The organism is Rhodococcus sp. 15-649-2-2 (assembly GCF_002258645.1).
Lineage (GTDB): Bacteria > Actinomycetota > Actinomycetes > Mycobacteriales > Mycobacteriaceae > Rhodococcoides.
In genome coordinates this window covers 73,236-94,857 of record NZ_NPFM01000017.1, presented here as the reverse complement: position 1 = coordinate 94,857, position 21,622 = coordinate 73,236, and the positions used below count along the sequence as shown (strand labels likewise).

The 21,622-nt window shown below is 65.2% G+C and carries 10 protein-coding genes; 4 read left to right on the top strand and 6 right to left on the bottom strand.

Translation table 11 applies throughout. From position 1 onward, the window contains the following. Positions 1–292 precede the first annotated feature (292 nt). The 4 genes from CH305_RS09760 (at position 293) to CH305_RS09745 (ending at position 9,916) form a co-directional block, all read left to right on the top strand. A complete protein-coding gene (locus tag CH305_RS09760) occupies positions 293–2,062 on the top strand; it encodes a glycosyl transferase (RefSeq protein WP_094703538.1) in 1,770 nt (589 codons plus the stop codon). Beyond that, positions 2,040–5,249: an arabinosyltransferase domain-containing protein gene (locus CH305_RS09755; RefSeq protein WP_094703537.1), complete on the top strand. Its 3,210-nt coding sequence runs from the start codon at positions 2,040–2,042 to the stop codon at positions 5,247–5,249. Before CH305_RS09760 ends, CH305_RS09755 begins: the two co-directional genes overlap by 23 nt. Positions 5,250–5,324: 75 nt before the next feature. Then, on the top strand, positions 5,325–8,642 hold the full coding sequence (locus CH305_RS09750; RefSeq protein WP_094703536.1) for an arabinosyltransferase domain-containing protein: 3,318 nt from the start codon (positions 5,325–5,327) through the stop codon (positions 8,640–8,642). Between the two features lie 311 nt (positions 8,643–8,953). Continuing rightward, complete coding sequence (locus CH305_RS09745; protein WP_094703535.1) at positions 8,954–9,916, top strand: hypothetical protein; 963 nt, start codon at positions 8,954–8,956, stop codon at positions 9,914–9,916. 160 nt (positions 9,917–10,076) lie between these two features. Here CH305_RS09745 and CH305_RS09740 read toward each other — a convergent pair whose 3' ends face one another. The 6 genes from CH305_RS09740 to CH305_RS09715 form a co-directional block, all read right to left on the bottom strand. After that, on the bottom strand, positions 10,077–11,621 hold the full coding sequence (locus CH305_RS09740) for an acyl-CoA carboxylase subunit beta (RefSeq protein WP_032405392.1): 1,545 nt from the start codon (positions 11,619–11,621) through the stop codon (positions 10,077–10,079). Between the two features lie 3 nt (positions 11,622–11,624). Then, positions 11,625–16,745, bottom strand: coding sequence for a polyketide synthase Pks13 (gene pks13 / locus CH305_RS09735; RefSeq protein WP_094703534.1), 5,121 nt, complete (start codon positions 16,743–16,745; stop codon positions 11,625–11,627). Between the two features lie 42 nt (positions 16,746–16,787). After that, on the bottom strand, positions 16,788–18,686 hold the full coding sequence (fadD32, locus tag CH305_RS09730) for a long-chain-fatty-acid--AMP ligase FadD32 (RefSeq protein WP_032405394.1): 1,899 nt from the start codon (positions 18,684–18,686) through the stop codon (positions 16,788–16,790). Between the two features lie 180 nt (positions 18,687–18,866). After that, positions 18,867–19,865, bottom strand: coding sequence for an LLM class F420-dependent oxidoreductase (locus tag CH305_RS09725; RefSeq protein ID WP_094703533.1), 999 nt, complete (start codon positions 19,863–19,865; stop codon positions 18,867–18,869). Positions 19,866–20,091: 226 nt separating this feature from the next. Next, positions 20,092–21,048 carry a cutinase family protein gene (locus CH305_RS09720; RefSeq protein WP_032381082.1) on the bottom strand — a complete coding sequence of 319 codons (957 nt, stop codon included), beginning with the start codon at positions 21,046–21,048 and terminating at the stop codon, positions 20,092–20,094. Positions 21,049–21,074: 26 nt separating this feature from the next. Then, positions 21,075–21,620, bottom strand: a complete 546-nt coding sequence (locus CH305_RS09715; RefSeq protein WP_032405396.1) for a DUF732 domain-containing protein — start codon at positions 21,618–21,620, stop codon at positions 21,075–21,077. Positions 21,621–21,622 lie beyond the last annotated feature (2 nt).

Here is a 21,622-nt window from a genome sequence, read left to right as displayed (position 1 = left end):
CAACCCTTCTGAGGCATGTCGAGCGTGTTGTTCGATTTTTGAACAGTTGTCAGGCTCATTGTGCAACAAACAAGCGCCCGGACCGAGGTTTGCTGCCGAAACATACTTCAAGTTCTTTTTGTAGACTTGAGTTGTGTTACATCACTGAATTATTCAATAAATGGGCCAGAATTTTATGACTGGGAACAAGTCCGGGGGTCTCCAGTCACAGAGCGGGCAGGCTCCCACCCAACGGTGTGACCCACGTCGTTCAGGTTTCCGCCTGCCGTGATCTTTCTGTAACCTCGACGCGATGACCACCCACGACCAGAGAGTTCTCGAGCGGCAGCCGACCACGGCACCGGCTCGACACTCCGGCGTCGGGCGCGGTGACGCTGTTGCGGCGGTGGGATTCCTTGTGGCCGCGGTGTACGTCCTGCAGGGCCAGTGGCGGAATCTGAGCGGCGGCTACCTCTACAACAGTGGCCAGGACCAGACGATGTGGGAGTGGTTCTTCTCCGTCGCCGCCCATGCCGTCGCGCATCTGGACAACCCGCTGTCGAGTGACCTGCAGAATTACCCGCTCGGGGTGAATCTGATGGCGAACACGGCAATGTTCGGCATCTCGATACCCCTGGCCCCGATCACAGTGCTCTTCGGACCGACCGTCACCTGGGCGATCGCCCTCACCGCCGGCCTCGCCGGAACCTCCTTCGCCTGGTACTGGCTGTTCTCGCGTCAGCTGAACGCCTCCAAGGGTGCGGCCGCGATCGGCGGTGCGCTGTGCGGCTTCGCGCCCGGAGCAATTTCCCACGCCAACGGGCACCCCAACTTCGTGGTGCTGTTCCTGCTTCCGGTCATCGCGATGCTGGTCACGCGCATCGCCCACGGCGGCGGAACCACCAAGAACACCATCGGGCTCGGCTTGATCGTCGCGCTGCAGATCCTTCTCGGCGAAGAGCCGCTGCTGATTTTCGCGATGTCGTTCTCCATCTTCGCCGTCGCCTACTACGTGACCCGGCCACGTTCGCTGTGGCCGGCTGTTCGCAATGCCGTGCCCCGGCTCGCTGTATCGGCCACGATCGCGCTGGCCATCGTCGCGCTTCCGCTGTGGTGGCAGTTCTTCGGACCACAGTCGTACTCCTTCCTCGAACACGGACCGATGGGCAACGACGCGAAGGCCCTGTTCCAGTTCCCGACGCAATCGATCGGCGGCGTCGCGACTCCGGGGCAGAACGTCCGCATCAACGCCACCGAAGAGAACGCGTACTTCGGGTGGCCGCTGCTGGTGCTGTGCCTGGTGGCCGCGGTGTGGATGTGGCGTGTTGCCTGCGCCAGAGCGGCGGCGGCAACGGCAATCGTCATGAGCGTGCTCTCGCTCGGTGCGACGCTGATGATCGGCAAGAACGACACCGGCATTACCCTGCCGTGGACGAAGCTCGCCGAGTACCCACTCGTCGAATCCGTCCTCGAGACCCGCTTCGCCCTCGGTGCGGTCCCCGCATTGGCCCTGCTGCTTGTACTGGCCACCGATCGAACGTTCCGGAACGGACTGCGCCCACTGCCTGCCTTCTGGATTGCCGGACTCGCCCTCGCGCTCGTTCCGCTGATCCCGACGCCGCTGGTTGCCGTCGACAAATCTCCGACGCCGGAGTTCTTCGCCGACGGTGAGTGGGAGAACTTCGTCGACGACGGTTCCGTCGTCACCGTGCCCCTGCCACGGCCCGAGGACGCCCGCCCGCTGCGCTGGCAGATGGACGCCGACATGGGCTTCAAGCTGGCAGCCGGATACTTCGTCGGACCGAGTGATCAAGAAGAGAAGGTTGCCAAGTACGGAGCCGTCGACCGGCCGACGGCACTGTTGCTGGGCTCGGTGTACGACCAAGGCACTGTCCCGGAGATAACCGACGATCAACGTGCGCAGGCCGTCGAGGATCTGACGTTCTGGGAGGCGGACGTGGTCGTACTGCCGCCGAGCAAGCGGACCGTTGCACTGCGCACCACCGTCACCGAACTGCTCGGTGTCCAGCCGCAATACACCGGTGGCGTGTGGGTGTGGGATGTGCGGACGCTCGTCCAATAGCATCGTCGGCGTGCCCGAGACCGCTCCGAACGTCAAGACCGCCCGGCTGATAGCGATCGTCACCGGAATCGTCGGTGCACTCCTGGCCATCGCAACGCCCCTGCTGCCGGTTCAGCAGGACGTCGCGACGCTGTCGTGGCCACAGAGCTCGTTCGGCAGCGTGAACGCCCCGTTGGTGAGCTACTCGCCCGTCGACCTCGAGGCAACCGTTCCGTGCAGCGCGGCCACGGCTCTCACCGACGGCGGCACACTGGTCTCCACCGCACCCATCGCGGCTGCGAAGACCGAGCAGAAGGCACTGATCGTTGGGGTCGACGACGGCCGACTGCAGGTGCTGCTGCGCGATCGCGTTCTTGCCGAGGCACCCGTCGACGAGCTGAGCGGTAACTGCGCGCTGACCGTATCGTCGAACGCCACCCGCACGGTCGTCGACCTCGACGGCAACGCGAACACCGTGGACGGAGACATCCGGCCCCAGGTCGTCGGCGTGTTCACCGATCTCACGGCACCGGTCGACGGCCTGAACGTGCGCGTGGACATCGACTCGCGCTATTCCTCCACTCCGACGACGTTCAAGTTGCTGGCGATGATCGTCGGCGCACTCGCTGTCATCGCCTCCCTGTTCGCGCTGCATCGACTCGACGGCATGGACGGGCGACGCCACCGACGATTCCTTCCCTCGCGCTGGAAATCCGTTACCGGAGTCGACGCCGTTGTGGTGGGTGTGCTGGTGCTGTGGCACTTCATCGGCGCGAACACTTCCGACGACGGTTATCTGCTCAACATGGCCCGCGTCTCCGAGAACGCCGGCTACATGGCCAACTACTTCCGTTGGTTCGGCGTCCCGGAGGCGCCGTTCGGCATGCCGTACTACGACATGCTGGCCGCCCTCGCCAAGGTCAGCACCGCCAGCATCTGGATGCGCCTGCCCGCCACCATCGCCGCGCTGCTGTGCTGGCTGGTCATCAGCCGCGAGGTCATCCCGCGTCTGGGCCGCGCGGTGCTCACCAACCGCGTCGCACTGTGGACCGCGGGACTGGTGTTCCTCGCCTTCTGGCTCCCCTACGACAACGGATTGCGGCCCGAACCGATCATCGCTCTCGGCGCATTGTTGACCTGGTGCTCGATCGAACGCGCCATCGCTACCGGACGACTGCTCCCAGCCGCGGTAGGCACGCTGATCGCCGCCTTCTCCCTCGCCGCCGGACCCACCGGGTTGATAGCCGTCGCCGCCCTGCTCGCCGGGCTGCGCCCGTTGGTGATGATCGTGGTCAAGCGGGCTCGGGAGGTGGGTCTGCTCGCCGTTCTCGCGCCGCTGGTCGCGTCGGGACTGGCGGTGTTGATCGCAATCTTCGCCGACCAGACTCTGAGCACCGTGCTCGAAGCCACCCGGGTGCGCTCGGCCATCGGACCGAACGTGCCGTGGTTCGAAGAGCGCGTGCGCTGGGACGCACTGATGACCATCTCACCCGACGGCTCGCTCGCCCGACGGTTCGGCATGTTCGCGATGCTGCTGTGCATCGTCGTGTGCATCGCGGTGATGCTCCGTAAGAACGGACGCATTCCCGGAACCGCCACCGGGCCGTCGCGTCGGATACTCGGAATCATCCTGGGCGCATTGGCTTTGATGATGTTCACCCCCACCAAGTGGACCCACCACTTCGGTGTGTACGCCGGTCTCGCGGCGTCGCTGGCCGCATTGGCGGCAGTGGCCGTCACCGCGGCGACCGTACGATCTCCACGCAACAGAACACTGTTCACTGCCGCTGTTCTGTTCCTGACGGCAGTGGCGTTCACCAGCTCCAACGGCTGGTGGTACGTGTCGAGCTACGGAATTCCGTGGTTCGACAAGCCGCCGTCCATTGCCGGCAAGGGCTTTTCGACGATCCTGCTCGGCCTGACGGTTCTGACTCTGCTCTACGCGGCCTACCAGCACGTCCGATTGCCTTATCGCAGAAAAGAACCCACCACACGACGCCGATTCGCGCCGTCCGCACTGACCATCGTCGCCGGCGGCGTCGTCGCCTTCGAAGTGCTCTCTTTCGCCAAAGGCGCTGTGGCGCAATACCCCGCGTATTCCATCGCCCGCTCCAACTTCTCGGCTCTCGCCGGAAATTCGTGCGGACTCGCCGGTGACGTGCAGGTGGAAACCGACGTCAACGGATCGGTGCTACCACCGATCGACCCAGCAGCGGAAGCACTCGGAGCGGGCGGTAGTACCGGATTCACGCCCGACGGCGTCGCCCAGGATCTGACCGCAGACTCCGAGGACACCGCGCAGGGCAGCGCCAACTCCATCCGGGCCGAGGACTCCGAACAGAGCGCGGCGGCAACCTCGTCGAACTCCGCGGGCACCTCCGGCGGTACCAACGAGAACGTCGGAATCAACGGTAGCTCGGTTGCCCTGCCCTTCGGCTTGAATCCCGCGACCACTCCGGTGCTCGGTAGCTTCGGTGCCACCGAGCCTGCATCGCTGACCTCCGGTTGGTACCAGCTCTCCGACACCGACCGCGGCGACCTGATCGCCATCGCCGCCGCAGGCCGAATCCGATCGGTGGACAAGGACGGCATCGTCACCCCGGGCCAACGCGTCGAACTGGAATACGGACGCCGCGACGGTAGCGACGTGCAGGCATTGGGGCGCGTGACGCCTCTCGATATCGGCCCGTCGCCGTCGTGGCGCAATCTGCGGGTCCCGATGACCGATCTACCGGTCGAGGCAGACGTCGTTCGCATCGTCGCCGAGGACAACGATCTGGCCGGCGACCAATGGCTCGCCGTCACCCCGCCTCGCGTCCCGAAGACACAGACGCTGAACTCGCTCGTCGGATCGACCGACCCGGTGTTGCTGGACTGGGCCGTCGGACTGGCCTTCCCGTGTCAGCGACCGTTCGATCATCGGGACGGCGTCGCCGAGGTTCCGAAGTACCGGATTCTGCCCGACCGCACCGGGGCCGAATCCACCAACGCCTGGCAGGACTCGATCGGCGGTGGCCCACTCGGCTGGACCGAACTGCTCCTCGGGGCGCAGACGCTGCCGTCGTATCTTGCCGACGATTACGCCCGGGACTGGGGTTCGATCGAGAGATACATGCCACTCGACCCTGACGCCGCGACGGCCGAGATCGCCGTCGAGCAGCAGTCTCGGTCGGGACTGTCCAGCGACGGACCGATGAAAACAGACTGAATTCCCGTTTTTCGGTGGGTTACGGGGACGGTGCCTGTGTGACCTCTTCGTCACGCTCGCATAACATCGACTCTCGTGCCCGACGTCGTGACAGATTCATCAGCTGGTCCCCCCGTCCCCGCTCCACTGCGAGCCTCGGACGAACTTCGTGCTCAGGTACGAATTCCACGGCTGATCGCCATGGTGGCCGGCGTGCTCGGTGTGCTGTTCGCACTGATCACTCCGTTCGCCCCTGTCACGCAGACCACCGCCACCATTGCGTGGCCGCAGAACGGGCTCCTGCAGGACGTGGACGCCCCGCTGGTGTCCCAGGCACCGGTGAGCCTCAGTGCGACCCTGCCGTGCTCTGCTGTCGCCGCGCTCCCCGCGTCGGGCGGGCTGTTGTTGGCGACGGCACCCCCGCAGGGTGAAGGCGCTGCGCTGAACAGTTTGTTCGTGCGCGTCGGTGAATCGAACGTCGACGTCCTCGATCGCAACGTCGTGGTCGCGACAGCGCCTCGCGCCGACGTCCAGAGCACGCGCTGCGCGGCCATCGAAATCACCTCGAACGACCAGTACACATCGGCCGCGTTCACCGGCCTGACGAACGACGACGGCCAGCCCCTGCAAGGCCGGCTCGACGGCGATCTGCGCCCCCAGGTCGTCGGAATCTTCAGCGATCTCAGCGGCGCGGCACCCGCGGACATGTCCGTCACCGTCGACGTCGACTCCCGCTTCTCGTCGTCGCCGACGTTGCTCAAGTTGCTGATCATGATCCTGGCGATCGCCTGCACCGCGCTGGCCATCGGCGCACTCGGACGACTCGACGGCACCGATCGCCGCGCACACCGCCGCTTCTTCCCGTCCCACTGGTGGAAGTTCACCGGTGTCGACGTCACCGTCCTCGGTGTTCTGGTGGGGTGGCATTTCGTCGGTGCCAACACCTCCGACGACGGCTACCTGCTCACGATGGCCCGCGCCGCCGACCACTCCGGCTACATGGCCAACTACTTCCGCTGGTTCGGCGTACCCGAAGCACCGTTCGGCTGGTACTACGACGTGCTCGCCGTCTTCGCCAAGATCTCGACCGCAAGCCCGTGGATGCGGTTGCCCGCCCTCATCGCCGGAGTCCTGTGCTGGATGGTGATCAGCCGCGAGGTGGTTCCGCGCCTCGGACGCGCGGTACGCAAGTCCAACGTCGCGCTCTGGACCGGCGGACTGGTGTTCCTCGCCTTCTGGCTCCCGTACAACAACGGACTGCGACCCGAACCGATCGTCGCCCTCGGCGCACTGCTCACCTGGTGCTCGGTGGAGCGTTCCATCGCCACCGGCAGGCTGCTCCCCGCCGCCGCGGCCTGTCTCATCGGAGCCTTCACCCTCGCCGCCGCTCCCACCGGATTGATGTGTGTGGCAGCACTTCTCGCCGGCGCGCGACCCATCGCGCGGATTGTCGTCCGACGCCACCGTCAGGTCGGCACCCTGGCCCTGCTTGCACCGTTGGCCGCCGCCGGTGTGCTCGTCCTCGTCGTGGTCTTCGCCGACCAGACGTACGCAACGGTCATCGAGTCCACCCGAGTTCGGACCATCATCGGCCCCAACGAGGCCTGGTACCAAGACTTCCTGCGGTACTACTACCTCTTCGTCCAGACCGTCGACGGCTCCGTCGCACGCCGCTTCGCGTTCCTGACGATGCTCCTGTGCCTCTTCACGACGCTGTTCGTGCTGCTGCGTCGTCGCCGCATCCCCGGCATCGCGAACGGCCCGGCCTGGCGTCTGCTGGGCGTCGTACTCGGCACCATCTTCTTCATGATGTTCAACCCCACCAAGTGGACTCACCACTTCGGTTCCTACGCCGGAATCGCCGGTGGGCTCGCCGCCCTGACAGCGGTGGCCGTCTCCGCCAGCGCCCTGCGTTCGCGGCGCAACCGCTCACTGTTCGCAGCCGGGCTGATGTTCGTTCTCGCACTGTCGTTCTCGGGCATCAACGGCTACTGGTACGTCTCGAGCTACGGCGTGCCGTGGTTCGACAAGACGGTGTCGCTGGGCGGCAACGAATCGGGCACCCTGTTCCTCATCCTCTTCGGACTGGTCCTCGCCGTCGCCGCCTTCCAGTACCTGCGCGAGGGATACGCTCCGCCACAGCCGAAGCCGACGTCTGCGCGCGGTAAACGCATCCGAAAGTTCGCTGCCGCACCGCTGACCGTCATCGCCGGAATCATGGTGCTGTTCGAGGTGCTCTCGCTCGTCAAGGGTGCCGTCTCGCAGTACCCCGCCTACTCGCTCGCACGCTCGAATGTGCAATCGGTCCTGGGCAATTCGTGCGGCCTCGCAAACGATGTCCTCGTCGAGTCCAACCCCAACGCAGGCATCCTCAACCCATTGCCGGGCGAGTTCGATGCCACCGCAGGCCCGCTCGGCGGATCGAGCTCCACCCTGCGTAACTTCACCGCCAACGGCATTCCCAGTGACCTCAGCGCCGATGCCGTGGAAGTCAAACCAGGACAGGGCAATACCGACCAACAGGCCGTCGGACCCGCTTTCGAGGAAGGCCAGAGTTCCGGCACCGCAGGCGGTACCGGAGCCGTGGGCGTCAACGGCTCGAACGCAGCTCTACCCTTCGGTCTCGACCCCGCCACCACCCCGGTACTCGGCTCGTACCAGGAGGGCATCCAGGAACCCGCGTCGGCCACGTCGAGCTGGTACCAACTGCCCGCTCGGAGCGACGACGCACCCCTGGTCGTCTTCTCGGCAGCCGGACGCATCTGGTCGTACGACGACACCGGAGCACTCACCTACGGACAGTCACTGCTGCTCGAATACGGCAAGCGTCAGCCCGACGGAACCGTCCAGGCCGAGGGCACCTACCTCCCCCGCGACATCGGACCCGCACCTTCGTGGCGCAACCTCCGAATCCCGTTGGCGGACATCGCACCTGACGCCGACGCCGTCCGTATCGTCGCCAACGACCCCAACCTCACCGGCGACCAATGGCTCGCATTCACCCCGCCGCGAGTTCCGGTGATGGAAAACCTGAACACCATGATCGGCAGTGAGCAGCCCGTTCTGCTCGACTGGGCCGTCGGACTTCAGTTCCCGTGCCAACGTCCCTTCGACCACCGCTACGGCGTCGCCGAAGTGCCCGGATACCGCATCCTCCCCGACCGCCCACTCGCCGTCAGCTCCACCGACACATGGCAATCGGGCGAGAACGGCGGTCCACTGGGCTGGTCCGAACTGCTCGCAAAGCCCGTCACCGTTCCCACCTACCTGAAAAACGACTGGGCCAGGGACTGGGGATCGTTGGAGCGCTACGAGCAGTACTACCCGAGCGCGGTGCCCGCTGAACTCGAGACCGCCGACGTCACCCGATCGGGTTGGTACAAAGACGGACAACTGCGGGTATTCGAGGACTGACCGCCCGCCCCCGCTCCTCGTCAATGGACCCTTGCACACGTCTCGACCGTGCAAGGGTCCATTCACGTTTGGACCCGTCGTGAGTCAATGGACCGTTGCAGACGTCTGAGCACGTGGATGGTTCATTCACCTTTCCGGGAGCCACGACCGCGGACTCCATCGGCCGGCCTCAGCATCCGCGTCCGACAGCATCGTCAGGCTCGAGACTGGTAACAGCCAATCCATCCACAGAGTGGTCGTTCATCCACAGACATCCTGAGACAGCGTCGAAACGCGACGAACGTGTCGGTGTCGAATTCCACTCTTCGGGCATGAGAAGACGACTGTGGAATGCAGAATCATTGTTCGACCTGAGCTCGATCGGCGTCGTGACGCGCCGGCAGCTTCGCGAGGCGGGCGTGAGTGACGCAGCGATCGATGGCAGGTGCGCAGCCGGCGGTCCGTGGCAGCGATTGCTACCGGGTGTCGTACTGCTGCGCAACGGTCATCCGTCGACACTCGAGCGGTCAGCCGCGGCGCTCGCATACGGCGGACCGAAGAGCATGATCAGCGGCTGCGTCGGACTCGATTCGTTCGGATACGGCACCAACGGATCCGCCGGGGAGGTTCATCTACTGCTACCCGCGGAGATGCGTCGGGCATCGGTGTCTTTTGTCCGAGCCGAGCGGACGTGGCGGCTTCCCGAGCCGATAGCCAAGGGCAGCATCCGAGTTGCTCCTCTGGTGCGTTCATTGGTCGACGCCACACGGGCCGCGAAATCCGAGGCACGGTGCGTCGCCTTGTTGACCGAGGTGCTCCAAAGGGGCGGCGTGACCATCGATCAGGTCGCCATCGAACTGGCCGAAGGCCCGCGTCGCTACAGCGCGCTCACCCGTCGAGTACTCCGCGAGTTGCGCGACAACGCGCACTCGGTGGCGGAACTGGAAGACCAGCGACTGTACCGAACCAGCGGGCTGCCTGCGATGACACACAACTGCGACATCTACGCCCGGAGCGGCGAGTTCATCGCCAACACCGACGGGTGGATCGACGCCGTGGCACTGGCACGTGAGGTCGATTCCGTGACCCACCATCTGTCACCGGCCGACTACCAGCGGACACAAGCACGACGCAACCGAATGCAAGCACACGGACTGATCGTCGTTTCCCATTCACCGCAAGACATCCGCGATCGGCCGACACAGGTGCTCGACGACTTACGGATGAATTACCAACACGCCCTGGCCAGACCTCGACCGGATGTGGTGATGGTTCCGCGCGAATCGACCGCGTGAATGGACCACCGGACACGTCTGACCGGTGCAGTGGTTCATTGACACCGAACAAGAGGATGCGTGAATGGACCTTTGCATACGTCTGACCGGTGCAGTGGTCCATTGACGCGAACGGGAGCGGAGCGACCCCGCGTACGAAGGACCACCCCCTCCAGTCCGGCTAGATCGGGAGCAACGAGTGCTTACGCGGACTCTTGTGCACTTCCTTGTCTTTCAGGATGTGCAGGGCCTTGCGGATTTCGAGGCGCGTCTGCGACGGCTCGATGACGGCGTCGATGTAGCCACGCTCGGCAGCGATCCACGGGGTTGCGACATGCTCGTTGTAGAAGTTGATCAGCTGCTTGCGCAGCGCCGGTGCATTCTCGCCTGCTTCGGCGAGTTGCTTACGACTCATGATGTTGATGGCACCTTCGGCTCCCATGACGGCGATGCGGGCGGTCGGCCAGGCGAGGTTGATGTCGGATCCGAGCTGCTTCGAGCCCATCACCGCGTATCCGCCGCCGTACGACTTACGAATCACCACAGTCAGTTTCGGTACCGTCGCTTCGACGAACGAGAAGATGAAGCGGCCACCGCGATGGATGACACCGAGTGTTTCCTGGTCTACGCCGGGCAGAAAGCCGGGTGTGTCGACGAGGAAGATGATCGGAATGTTGTAGGCATCGCTGAGGCGGATGAACCGGGCGGCTTTGTCCGCTGCCTTGGCGTCGAGCGCCCCGGACAGGTGCATCGGCTGATTGCCGACGATCCCCACCGGCCGACCGTCGACGCGCGCGAATCCGGTGATGACGTTCGGTGCAGTCTGGCCGGACAGCTCGTGGAATTCGCCGTCGTCGAAGATACGCAGAATGATGTCGTGCATGTCGTACCCGGCATTGTCGGCGTCGGGCATGAACGAGTCGAGCTTGCGATCGGAATCGGTGATCTCCGGCTCGAGCCCCGGATTGATCACCGGCGACTCTTCCTGGCAGCTCGACGGCATGTAGCTCAGGTAGTTGCGGATCCACTCGAACGCAGCCTTCTCGTCGGCTGCCACGTGATGGACGTTGCCGTTGATGGCCTGGACGCGGGCACTACCGAGGTCGTCGAGGCTGACGTCCTCGCCGGTGACGGACTTGATGACGTCCGGACCGGTGACGAACATGTACGCCTCTTCGGTGGCGACAACGATGTCGGTGTTGATCGGCGCGTACACCGCACCACCGGCGCACTTACCGAGGATCAACGAGATCTGCGGGCACAGGCCGGACAGCGCTTCGTGGCGTCGACCCAGTTCGGCGTACCACGCGAGCGAGGTGACAGCATCCTGCACGCGAGCTCCACCGGAGTCGTTGATACCGACGACCGGGCAACCCATCTTGATCGCGAAGTCCATGATCCCGGCGACCTTACGGCCGAACATCTCGCCGACGGTTCCGCCGAACACCGTCTGATCGTGCGAGAACACCGCGATCGGGCGGCCGTCGACGGTTCCGTGACCGGTGACGACACCGTCGCTGTACAGGGCACCCGGATCGTTGGGTGCCTTCACCAGTGCACCGATCTCGACGAAGCTACCGGGATCGAGCAACGAGTTGACGCGATCGCGAGCGCTGGGGATGCCCTTTTTCGCGCGCTTCGCGACCCCGATCTCGCCGGCCGGTTCCTTGGCCAGTTCGAGCCTCGCCCGTAGTTCGGCCAGCTTCTCGGCAGTGGTGGCACTCAAAATCTACGCTCCGGTTCTTGCAGACTCGATGTTCTCGAGCGTCTTCGACAGGTGGGCCGCAATTTTTCCAATGTACGGCTCGTCGACGACCGCGAGGTGATCGCCTCCGACGTAGACGATCTCCAGGTCCTTGACCACCGGTCCCCAACCACCATGCTCTTCCCGGGTGGCATAAGCGGGCTCGAGCGCGATCGCGTCGTCGTGGTACTTGTCGGCCAAGTACAACGTCACGTGCCCGCCGTACTCCTTGAGCTCGGCCGTCTGGATCGCGCGATTGTCGAGCCACGAGGTGCGCTGGTGCTCGATGATTCCGCCGGGAATCTTTGCGCCACTGAGCTTCACCAGATCGGTGATGATCCGAATCTGGCCCTCGTCGTCGGAGTCGACCAACTTGTCGTACGGGATCGGGTAGTCGACGTTGTACGTCTTCTTGGCGAACTCCGCGTACCGCTCCCAGCGCTTGCGCACCTCGTCCTTGGTGTCAGGAATCTTGGTACCGGGCATGACGGTATCGAGCAGCCCCACGTAGGCGACCTCGATACCCTCTTCCTCCATCTGACGCGCCACCTCGTAGGCGAGGATGCCGCCGAGCGACCAACCGACGAACACGTACGGTCCCTCGGGCTGGATCGCCTTGATCAGCGGCACGTACTCCGCAGCACGCGTGGCGATGGGCCCCTCGACCCGCTCGAGCCCGTACATCGGCGTGCCTGCCGGCAGCTTCCGCAGCAACGGCTCGTAGGCGACGGTGGAGCTACCAGCCGAGTGGAACGCGAACACCGGTGTGGCGGTGGAACCTTCGGGGCGAGTGCGCAGATTGCGCACAACACCGTCGATCTCACCGTCTTCGAGGTGCGGGCGGACCTTGTCTGCGAGCTGCTCGATGGTTTCCGAGTCGAGGACGTCGTCGAAGGTGATCTCGCCGCCTGCCCGCTCGGTCAGACGAGCAGCCAACTTCTCGGCCGTCTCGTCGTCGAGGATCGGCAGGGTGTTGAAGATGCCCTTGGCCGATTCCTTCGTCACCACTGCCCACGTTGCGAACGTCATCCGCTCGGCATTGTCGCGCGGCGGGACGTCGGAACCGGCGGCTTCGGCGAACGCTTCCTTGCCGCCGAGGTCGGTCTGCGCCGGGGCAGCAACAGCCGGGGCAGCCTTCTCGACGGGAGCGTCGGCGGCAGGAGCATCGTCCTCGACGGGGGCAGTCTCGACGGGGGCAGGCTCGATCGAAGCCGGTGCAACAGCAGCCTGCTCGGCCGCCTTCTCTGCTGCCTGCTTGTCGGCCAATGCCTGCACCTCGTCGCGGTTCTCGATCGCGTAACGCAGGTACTTCTCCACCTCACGCAGGTTCGCGTCTCGCACGGCCTGCAATTGCACTGTGGGAATGTCGAATTCGTATTCCACGCGGTTCTTGATGCGGACCGCACTGAGCGAGTCGAGACCGAGTTCGATCAGCGGAACCTCGGGCGGCAGATCCTCGGGCGCGTAGCCCATGGACTCCGCCACGATGATGGCCAATCGGTCTTCGAGCTTCTGATTGCCGTTCGGATCCCAACGGTCACCGAACGTCTCGACGACCTCCGGCAACTCCTCCATGGGCGAAGAGCTCTGCTGCTCGACGGCGACAACAGGTTCCGGACGCACATCACCGGAGGTGACGACGGCCTCGTGCAGCAGGGTGAACGCCGAGCCCTCGTGTGCGTGCACCTGGACCGATGCACCACCGAGATGAGAGGTCAGTGTGGTGACGACCGTGCCCACCTTCGGCACCGCAGCATGGGAAACCGAAACACCAAGGGCCACATCGGAGAACACCTGCGACGCAGCAGCCGTGACGAGTGCATCGAATCCGGTGACGGCCGAGGCCTGAACCTCCCAGACGTGACGGCCGTCGGGCAGCGCGACGCGTGCGCCGGGCACCCGGGTGTTACCGCTGGAGCTGACCTGCGAGTTGAGCCAGAACTCCTTGCGCAGGTATGCAGTTCGCGGGATGGCGGCGTACGGGCCGGACTCGAACAGTGTGGCCAACTCCAGCGCGTGCCCGTGGACGTACAGCTGCGCCAGCGCGGCCAGGAACGTCTCTGCCTCGTCTTCTTTGCGCTTGAGCGTCGGGATCAGCGTCGAGTCCGCGACGCCTGCAGCCCATGCGGTCGCGGCCACCGACATCAACGCCACCGGGTTGGGCGCGAGCTCGATGAACGTCGTATGTCCATCTCCGACAGCGACATTGACGGCCTGGGTGAACCAGACCGGATGGCGCATGCCTTTGGTCCAGTAGTCGACGCCATGGATCGCCGCATGTCCGACGCGATAGTGCGCCTCACGATCGACCGACGAGTAGACCCCGGCGGTGAGCTTGCCCGGTTCGATTCCGGCCAGTTCGGCAGCCAGCTCGCCGAGCAGCACGTCGACTGCCGCGGTGTGGCCGGCTCCCTTGACGTCGAGCAGTCGAGCCATTTTGCCTGCGGCCTCGGCCATCTCGACGAGAGCCTCGACCTCGGCGCGCGGCCCACCGACCGTGGTGTGCGTCGGTGCGGCGTAGACGCAGGGCTCCACATGCGGGAACTGATCAGTGAGGGTCTTGACCTCGTCGGGGGTGTACTCCACCAGCGCCATGGCACCCTGCGAGGCGGCACCGAGTCCGTCCTGGCCCTCGGCCAGCAGCCGTGAGCGGGCGTAGATGATGCGGACGGCGTCTTCGAGGTTGAGACCTCCGGCGACGTAGGCTGCCGCGACCTCGCCCATCGAGTGTCCGATGACGGCGGACGGCTCGGCACCGTGCGCGCGAAGTGTTGCGGCCAAGGCGATCTGGATGACGAAGATGGCGACCTGGGAGTTCTCGAACTCGTAGGTCTGCGAGTCGTCGAGGATGATCTCGCGGATGGAATATCCGGCTTCGTCGACGAGCAGCTCGTCCACCTTGTCCACCTCGGCGGCGAACACGGCGTTGGTTCGGTACAGCCGCGATGCCATCTTGCGGTGTTGCGAGCCGAAGCCGGAGAACACCCACACCGCGCCGTTGGACGCGGGTGAATCCGCGGAGAACACGCCGGGGCCCGGCTTGCCGGCGGCGATGGCGCGCAATCCGGCGATGGCCTCGGCCGTGGTGGATGCGAGAACCACTGCGCGCGAACGCCCGTGGTTACGGCGAGCCAACGTGCGGCCCACGTCGACGAGAGGCGTCGTGCTGCCCTCTTCGGTCTCGAGCCAGTCGGCCAGCTCCGATGCGGCCCGCTTACGGCGTGACGGCAAAGCAGCAGACACAGCGAGAATCACTGTCTCCGAGCCGGTTTCAGTATCGGACACAGTGGTCTCGGCCAGAATGGTCTCGGCCTCGGCTACCGGATCGGTCGTCTCGACCGCGGACACGATGGGCTCCGACACGACAGGCTCCGGATCGGCAACGATCGGCAGTTCCTCACCGGCCACATCGGTGAGGCCCTCGACGAGAGCCGCCTCCGGGTCGACGGCCGAGGCGTCGAACGCGCCGTCGGTCTCACCCGGGACGTACTCGCGCACGACAACGTGCGCGTTGGTGCCACCGAAGCCGAAGCCGGAGACGCCTGCGACGGCCTTGCCGGTGTAGCGCGGCCAGTCGGTGGCCTCCGGGATGACCTTCAGGTGTGCCTTGTCGAAGTCGATGTACGGGTTGGGGCCCACGTAGTTCAGCGACGCAGGCAGCTTGTTCGCCTGCATCGCGAGGACGACCTTGATCAATCCTGCTGCGCCCGCGGCAGATTCGAGATGCCCGAAGTTGGTCTTCGCCGATCCCAGCAGGGCCGGCTTGTCGGCGTCGCGGCCTCGGCCCACCACACGACCGAGAGCATCGGCCTCGATGGGATCGCCCAGGATGGTTCCGGTGCCGTGCGCTTCGATGTAATCCACGCCCGACGGGTTGATACCGGCGTCGCGGTAGGCGAAACGCAGAGCGTCGGCCTGCGCGTCCGGGCTCGGTGCCAGCAGTCCGTTGGAGCGGCCGTCCTGGTTGATCGCAGATCCGGCGATGACGGCGAGGACGTCATCACCGTCGCGCTCGGCGTCTTCGAGTCGCTTGAGGACGACGAGTCCACCACCCTCGGAGCGGATCATGCCGTTCGCGTCGGACGAGAACGCCTTGATCTTGCCGTCGGGCGCAAGCACACCCGTCTGGCCGAAGCCCACGGTGATCGGCGGCGCGAGCAGCATGTTGACGCCACCCGCCACAGCCAGATCGGATTCGCCGGTACGCAAGCTGCGCACCGCCTGGTGCACGGCAACCAGGGAGGACGAGCAGGCGGTGTCGACGGCGATCGACGGCCCGCGGAAGTCGTAGAAGTACGACACCCGGTTGGCCACGATGGCCGTGGACGTGCCGGTGAGCGCATAGGGGTGCACGGCCGGGTCGCTGACGGCGATGAGCTGGTAGTCGTTGGACGAGCTGCCGATGAAGACGCCCACCTGGCTGCCCTTGATCGAGCTGGCCGGAATGTGTGCGTGCTCGAGCGCTTCCCACGTCAGTTCCAGCGCGAGCCGCTGCTGCGGATCGACGTTGACGACCTCGTTGGGCGACATCGCGAAGAACTCGGCGTCGAAGGTCTTGACGTCGTCGAGGTAACCGCCCTTGGTCACCGTCGCGGCCACGGCGGCAGCGATGACGGGATCGGACGTGAATTCCTGCCAGCGGCCGTCGGGCAGATCGGTGATGCCGTCGCGGCCCTCGATGAGCAGTGACCACATCTCCTCGGGAGTGTGCCCGGTGCCGGGGAAGCGAGACGACAGGCCGACGATCGCGACGTCGTGTGCGTCGCCCGACTGTCCGCCGCCGGTGTAGAACGCATCGTCGACGGTGCCGACCGGCTCGTCGGGTTCGCCCTCGATGATGATCTTGGCCAGCGAGGCGATGGTGGGGTGCTGGTAGACGACGGTGGCGGTCAGCGTGACCCCCACCAGCTCTTCGATCTCCCCGCTCAGTGCGACGGCATCGCGAGAGGACAGACCGAATTCCTCCATCGGACGGTCGTCGGAGATGGCCGACGCCGGTTGCCCGGTCGCGTCCGCAACCCAGTTGCGTAGCCAATCCCGCAGTTGGGCGACCGTGAGGTCCGTCCCGTCCGCACTCTGAATCTTGTCTGTCTCTTGTTCAGCCATCACTCACCAAGCTATGTATCGAAGGAACGGGAGGCCCAGAGATCAGTCGGGCAGTTCGGCGTCCGGGAACGCCGTCTGCTGATATCCGCCGCGGAGCGTGCCCTCGATGTAGGCGGCCTTGCAGGCCCGCCGGGCGATCTTGCCGCTGGAGGTACGCGGAATGGAACCGGCAGGCACGAGGAGGACGTCGCGCACCGTGACGCCGTGACGTGCGGACACCGCGGTACGCACCTCGTCGGCAATCGGCTGCGGGTCGGCCTTGCCGGAGCCCGGGGCGCGCTCGGCGACGATGACGAGCTGTTCGGAGCTGTCGTCCGAGTCCTTCGTCAGGGCTGCGCCACTGAACTCGAACACGATGTCGGGGAGCTGATTGAGCGGGACGGCGAACGCCGCGACGAAGCCCGGCCGCAGAGCCTTGCTGGCTTCCTGGGCCGAGAACTCGAGGTCCTGCGGATAGTGATTGCGGCCGTCGACGATGACGAGGTCCTTGACGCGACCGGTGATGTAGAGCTCGCCGTCGTGATAGACGCCGAAGTCGCCGGTACGCATCCAGTTGCCACCCTCGGGAGCGCCGTCTGCGTGCGAGCCTTCGGCGTTGCGGTGGACGAGCTTGTTGTGGAAGGTCTCGGTGGTCTCGGTCTCGCGACCCCAGTAGCCCTGACCGATGTTCTCGCCGTGCAACCAGATCTCGCCGACGTGCTCGTCGGCAACCTCGGTGGCGGTCTCGGAATCGACGATGGCGGCCCACTGGCTGCGGGCGACCGTTCCGGTGGACACCTGCGGGATGGCACCCGGTGCATCGGGGGCGACGACCACGAAGTTGCCCGCATTGAGCTCGGTGCGGTCGACGTAGACGACCTTGGCCTCGTCGGCGTGCTTGCTGGTCGAGACGAACAGCGTGGCCTCGGCCATGCCGTAGGACGGCTTGATGGCGGACTTCGGCAGGCCGTAGGGGCCGAATGCGTCGTTGAACTTCTTCATCGACGACGTCGTGACGGGCTCGCTGCCGTTGATCAGACCGATGACGTTCGACAGATCCAGGCTCTCGCCGTTCTTCGGCAGTCCGCGCTGGGCGGCGTGCTCGAACGCGAAGTTCGGTGCCGCGGCGAACGTGCCTGCGCCGTCGGAGACCGCCGCGAGTTCCTTGATCCAGCGCCACGGGCGCTGTACGAACGCGCGCGGGCTCATGATCGTGATGTATTTGCCACCGAGCGCCGGGAGGATGACGGTGAGCAGACCCATGTCGTGGAACATCGGCAGCCAGGTGACGCCACGCGAATCGTGGTTGATCTCCATGCTGTCGACCATCTGCAGCGCGTTGACGCCGACTGCACGGTGGGTGATCTCCACGCCGGCCGGGGTTCGCGTCGAGCCGGACGTGTACTGCAGGTAGGCGATGTCGTCGAGCGTTGCCGTCGGCTCGACCCACGTCTCGCCCACGCTGTCCGGGACGGCATCCACTGCGATGATGCGGGGACGCTCTGCGGCGGGCAGCGCACGGAAGAACGCGCGCACACCCGCGGCCGAGTTGCCTGCGGTGAGGATGGCGCTGGGCTTGCAGTCACCGAGGACGGCATGCAAACGGTCGGTGTGGCCGGGCTCGTCCGGGTCGAACAGCGGCACTGCGATGGTTCCCGCGTAGATCGCGCCGAAGAAGGCGACCACGTACTCGAGGCCCTGCGGAGCCAGAATCGCGACACGGTCACCGGGCTGGGTGACCTGCTGCAGACGGGCCGCAACCGCCTTGAGTCGGGTTCCGAACTCGGCCCAGGTCAGCTCGTGCGCCTCGCCGTCACGCTCGCGGGAGTAGTCGACGAAGCGGTACGCCAGCGTGTCGGAATTTTCTTGAACGTTCACCTCGACGTGACGGACGAGCGTTTGCCCTTCACCGATGGTGATGTGGCCGTTCTCATCGATGAAATCATCGAAATTGTGGCTCATTACTTCAATCTCCTCCGACACGAATCCGCTGCCGTACAGCCTGCGTGAAGTGGACCCGCACGCCGGACTGCACGAGCGCAGACACCGAACAGCTTTGTATGTTACTGACTAGTAGCTCTACCGGTGTCGGTTTGGCACCTGGCTTCGAGGCCAGGTACATGGTACCGACACGCGCCTTCGTCACTCGCCTTTCAGCAAGTCGACAACCGGTGCGAATGCTTCCATTTGAGTAGGGAAAACCCCGACATAGGACATCGTCGTTCGCGCGCGAACGTTACGGATTTGATCGGCGATCTCCTCGTACGTCCCGAATGCGAGGTACGGAGACGACAGGATGTCCTCCACGGTCAGCTTGACGTCGACGTCCACGTTCGGCGGGTAGCCGTTGTCGAGCGCGGCCAACGCCATCTCGGCCATCTGCTCTCGATCGTCGGTCACGACGATGGTGGTGATCGCCCAGTTCAGTTCGATGTCGTCGAACCGGTCCCCGGCGGCCGCACGAATCAGCTCGACACGCTCGAGGGTCTTCTCGATGGTCATGCCCGACAGCAGCAGCTTGCCTTCCTTCGAGGTGCTCGGCACCACGGAGATGATGTCTGCATGCTTGGCCGCCAACGCGAGCATCTTCGGACCACCGCCACCGATGCAGATCGGCGGACGCGGCCCCTGCCGAGGCCGAGGGCTGCCCTTCAGTCCGGAGATCGTGTAGTGCTTGCCCTCGAAATTGCATTCCTGACCACGCAACAGCACGTCGAGAATTTCGAGGGTCTCCTCGAGCTTCTCGATTCGCACTCCCGGACGGTCGTAGGTGATGCCCGCCTTGTCGTACTCCTCGCGCATCCACCCCGCACCGAGACCGAGTTCGAGTCGACCACCCGAGAGCACATCGATGGTCGCCGCGTCCTTGGCCAGCACCGCGGGATGCCGAAAGCCGTTCGCCAACACCGCCGTGCCGAGCCGGATCCTGTCGGTGGCGACGGCAAGTGCGCCGAGCGCTGCGATGGGACCGACCTGATTACCCAGATGATCGGGAATCATGAAGCTGTCGTAGCCCAGTTCCTCGGCCTGTTGCGCCAGCTTGATGAATTTCCGAGCCCCGCCCTCCTCGGCGTTTCCCTCTCCGCCTGCAGCGAATCGGAATTTGCGCGGCCCGGCGGTCGCGGCCTCGGCGGAACTCATCTAATGCTCTCCTCGGGGGTCTTCGAAGTTGTAGCGGTCTGAAAGCAGCTGGTCGGTAGGGCGCTGGAAGCAGCCGGCCGGAGCCGATCTGCGCAGGTCCAAGGCGTCACTCTAGCCGCTCGCCGGATTGGATCACACCGGCTGGGGGTTGCCGGGCCCAGGTTTGTGGGCGGCAATAGCTAGCGACACGCCGCGTTGTGATGTGTCCGTTATAAACGGCACGTTCTCACGAATGAGCGGGTGTCGGGGCATTCTCGATCAACCCGGCAGCCCATGCCGCCGTCCACTGCGTCGCCGTCGTGCCGGATCCGTCGACGACAAAACTGTTGTAGGACGCGTGCACGGGATTGCCTGCAGCACCGATCAGAATCTGGATGCTCTGCGGAATGTTGCGCAGCGACAATCCATCCGACGGCGAGGCACAGATCAAGTCCCCGGGTGCGCAGATCTGGTTGGTCCGGTCGTCGAGCGCACCGAACCCACCGTCCCGACGCCCCGTCATGGTGATGCCGGGCAGGTCGAGTCCCCCGAGTGCCACCTCGGCACCGACGCCGTCGAGCGGGCCGGGGACGTCGGTTCCCGAGACTCCGTCGCGTCGACCGTCGGCGATGAGGGTCACCCCGAGTACTCGATCGGCGGAGATGGGGCCGTTACCCGCGCCGATGTCGGACGCGATGTCGCCGGAGATGACCGCGCCCTGGGAGAAGCCCGCGAGCACGAAGTTGGTGAGCGGGCACCGTGCGCTCACATCGGTCATCTTCTGTACGGCGACAGCTTTACCTTCGGTGCGGCTGTTGTTGTAGGACTGCTGACCGTCCGGCGGTAGAGCGATGGGATTCGAGAACTGAGCCACGTACGGCACGGTGTAGACGTCGGCGCGCGATCCGGGGAACTGCTCCTGCAACGGACGCGTGACGTTGAGCATCAGCGACACCGGGTTGGCCGTCGGGTTGTACGGATCGTCGGTGGACGAGGACTCCCAGGTGCCGGGTATGGCGATGACCTGCACGTCGGGGCAATCCGCCGGCTGCGACGTCGGCTCTTCCGGCCCCGGCGGCGGCACCGGAGTATCCGGGCCCTTCGGCAACCGTCCGGCGAGTAGGTACCAGAGGGCGACGATGATCAATCCGATGATCACCGCAACGGCGATCACCGGAAGGATTCTGCGCTTACGCTTGGCCATCGGCGTGCATCTCCATCAGCGTGGATCTATGGCCTGCAGTACGTCGCCTGCGCGGCGGCGATGTAGGTCTGGGCAGCCTGCTGGGCCTGTGTCTCGCTCATCTGCGTTCCGGCCGCACTGGCTTCGACGCCGACGTTCGCGGTGACGTAGGTCGAGATCTCGTCCGCCGCCACACCCTGGGCCTGTGCGGCGCAGATGTAGTTGGCCGTCGAGACCGCGATGTCGCCGTTGCCTGCCGGCGTGATGCCCTGCTTCTTCAGCTCGTCGAGGAAGCTCTGACCGCGATCGTCGATCTGACTCTCGGTCGGGCCCGGGAAATCGTCCGGAACGGGCTGCGGCTGCTCCGGCGGCGCGGTGGCCGCCTCGCCCGGGCTCGTGGTCGGGGCGGCAGTGGTGCTCTCCGCCGCCGACGTCGTCGAACTCGTCTCGGTTGTCGTCGCGGCTGCTGTGGTGGTGCTCGTCGGGGCCCCGGTGGCCGTCGAGTCGTCACTTCCGCAGGCCACCAGCATCGAGCTCGCTGCCACGGCGAGTACGCCGAGAGACAGAGTTCTGGCCAGAGAGTTACGCGTCATCG